Annotated in this window: 3 protein-coding genes; 1 reads left to right on the top strand and 2 read right to left on the bottom strand. The window is 72.8% G+C overall.

The window, feature by feature from the left end:
• A partial coding sequence (locus ACFQ4O_RS16575; protein WP_378777326.1) for a TraB/GumN family protein occupies positions 1–646 on the top strand: 646 nt, incomplete at its 5' end.
• A 61-nt stretch (positions 647–707) separates the two neighbouring features.
• On the opposite strand, the gene ACFQ4O_RS16570 is transcribed toward ACFQ4O_RS16575, so the two are convergent.
• Complete coding sequence (locus tag ACFQ4O_RS16570; RefSeq protein WP_378777324.1) at positions 708–1,853, bottom strand: polysaccharide biosynthesis/export family protein; 1,146 nt, start codon at positions 1,851–1,853, stop codon at positions 708–710.
• Positions 1,854–1,994: 141 nt separating this feature from the next.
• Positions 1,995–2,781, bottom strand: a 787-nt coding sequence (locus tag ACFQ4O_RS16565) for a sulfatase-like hydrolase/transferase (RefSeq protein ID WP_378777322.1), incomplete at its 5' end; no start/stop codon positions are given.

Raw genomic sequence — 2,781 nt, 5'->3', positions numbered from 1 at the left:
GCAGATGGCGGCCGGCCGCCGGGCGGTGCGGCCGGGCGGCGGCGCGCTGTTCCGGGTGCCGGAAGGCGACCGTCGCGCCGTCATCAACCTGCTCGCCGCGCGAGGCGTGCCCGAGACCACGGCGCAGCGGCTGGAGCCGTGGTTCCTCGCCATGCTCGCCACCGCGCCGAGCTGCGAGATCGCCCGCATCGACCAGGGCGAGATCAACGTCGACCAGATGGTGGTGGAGGCCGCCCGCGCCGCGGGCGTGCGCGTGGAGGGGCTGGAGGGCGCTGACGAACAGATGGCGACGCTTGCCTCCGCCCCCGAGGAGCTGGCGCTTCGGGTGCTGGTGGACACCGCCCGGCTCGGGCCGGACTTCGCCGACTACATCGAGACCACGGTGAACCTCTATCTCGACCGCCGCATGGGCTTCCTCGGCGCCGCGCTCCGGGAGTTCACGCTCGGCGGGCGCCGGATGGTCACCCAGCTCGACTATCTCGACAGCGTGCTGGGCGAGCGCAACGCGCGCATGCACGACCGCTCCCGCGCGGCCTTCGCGCGAGGGGGCGTGTTCATGGCGGTGGGGGCGCTGCATCTGGTCGGCGCGGACGGGCTTGTGGAGCGCCTGCGCCGGGACGGCTACGCGGTCACGCGGGTGTGGTGACGCGCGCGAGGTGAGGAGGACGGGCGGCGGCCCGCGGACGCGGCCGCCGCCTCCCTCCGGATCACTGACCCAGCTTCTGCACGGCCTGCGCCGTCTGGGCGACGTTGCGGGCGGTGGCGAGGATCGACAGGAACTTCTGCAGCTCCGACAGCTTGGCGTTGGCCACGTAGAGCACGTCCTTGTCCCGCACCGCGAAGGCCTTGGCGTAGAAGTAGGCCGCCGGGTCGCGCAGGTTCACGCGATAGACCATGGGCACCCGCTCGCCGAAGCGGCCGTCGTAATCCGGCCGGATGGCGCGCGCGGCCGAGGCGGGCTCGTAGCGGAACAGGAACAGCGCGCCGGGGTCCGAGCGCTGGTCCATGAGGCCGCCGGCCTTGCCCACCGCCTCGAGCAGCGAGATGCGCTCCAGATCGAACATGATCGGGCCCGGCTGCGGCACCGCGCCGAAGGCCATGAACAGCTCCGGATCCTTCGTCAGATAGATGCGGTCGCCCGGCTGGACGAAGACGTTGTCGGGCGGATTGTCCACCAGCGTCTTCATGATGGACGAGGCCTGGTTCGAGCCGCGCACCAGCGTCACGCGGGTCTGGAACAGCTCGTTCTTGGCGCCGCCGGCGGTGGCGATGGCGTCGAGCACCCGGTCGCCGGCCGCGGTGATGGGGAAGCGGCCGGGCTTGCCCACCTCGCCGTTGACCACGAAGCTGCGGCTCACGGTCTCGGTGATCTGCACCAGCGCCTGCGGCTGGATCGCGCGGCCCTCGAGCGCGGCGACGATGCGCTTCTCGACCGTCTGCGGGCCGGCGCCGGCGGCCGAGATGCGGCCGGCGTAGGGCACCGTGATCGAGCCGTCGGAATCGACCCGCTGGGTCAGCGACACGCGGGCGCCGAGATCGCTGGAGAACAGGCCGCCCTGGCCCGCCTCGAACAGCTGCACCGACAGCACGTCGCCCACGCCCACGATCTGGCCGGGGGCCGGCTGGGGCGCGGAGAAGCGGCGGGAGAACGGCGCGGCGCGGTACTGCGACAGCACGTCGACCACGCGCTGGTTCAGGTCCACCAGCAGGTAGTCCTTGATCGCGGTGTTCGACACGCTGGGCGGATCGATCTGTTCGGTCGTCGGACCTGCGGCGGGCAGAGTCGAGCAGCCGCTCATCAGCGCGGTCGCGACCGCGATGGCGGCCGCGCCGGTTACCTTACTGGACCGCATACGTCCTCACTTGACCGTAACCCCGGTCGCCGGAGGTAGCACCGAACAGGTTACGTGCCAACTAACGAGGCCTTAACCGCCTCAATCATCACAAAGCCGCCACATCTCCGCGCGGGCGCTGAGGCGTCGCGGCCACAGCGGTCAGGCGGCGGCGAGCAGCATGCGCCCGAGTTCGTCCACGCTCACGTCCCGGCGCTCGGCGGGCGCGGCGGGCGCCGTCGTGCTCCAGAGCACGTAATCGGTGGCGCGGCGGTCCGGCAGGTCCGGATGCAGCAGGCGGCCGGGCGCGTGGTCGCCGTAAAGGCAGAGCAGCCCCCCGCCGGGCGCGGCCGCAAGCGCTGCGGCCACCCGCCCGATCATGCGGTCGGCGTTGGCGAGGTGGAGCGCGTACTGCTCCGCGGCCTCGTGCGTCTCGGCGAGCCGGCCGAGCCCCCACGGCCCGTGGTTCTCAATGGTGACGGCGAACAGGAAGCTCGGCCCCGTCGCGTCCCGGATCGCGGCCTCGAGCGCCTCCGCCACCGCCGCGTCCGCCACATACGGTCCGAAGCGCGGGGCCTCCGCGAAGGCGCGGCCGTCGATGAAGCGGTCGAAGCCGAAGCGGGGGACCAGCACGTCCCGGTCGAAGAAGCGGCGGTCGTAGGGGTGAAGGAACGTGGTCGCCCGGCCCGCCGCCCGGAACAGCTCCGGCAGCGTGCGGCCGAGATAGGCGGGCGCGGTGAGATAGGGGTCGAGCGCGTCGAGGCCGAGCGTCTCGGAGGGCAGGCCGGTGAGGAAGCCGAACTCGCTCCGCATGGTGTAGGCGCCCTCCGCCGGCACGCGGCAGCGGCCGAAGGCCAGCGCCCCGGCCCGCAGCGCCGCGACCGCAGGGAGTGTGGGGCCGGGCAGGCCGCGGGCGGCGATGTCCACGAAGCTCTCGCACTGGATCGCC

Origin of the sequence: Methylopila musalis (genome assembly GCF_042679725.1) — a bacterium.
In the GTDB taxonomy this organism is placed as follows: domain Bacteria; phylum Pseudomonadota; class Alphaproteobacteria; order Rhizobiales; family Methylopilaceae; genus Methylopila; species Methylopila musalis.
This window is presented reverse-complemented; position numbering and strand designations above follow the sequence as displayed.

Coding starts and splice junctions, on each gene's coding strand:
- ACFQ4O_RS16570 (WP_378777324.1), bottom strand. CDS start 1,853: ATGCGGTCCAGTAAGGTAACCGGCGCGGCCGCCATCGCGGTCGCGACC.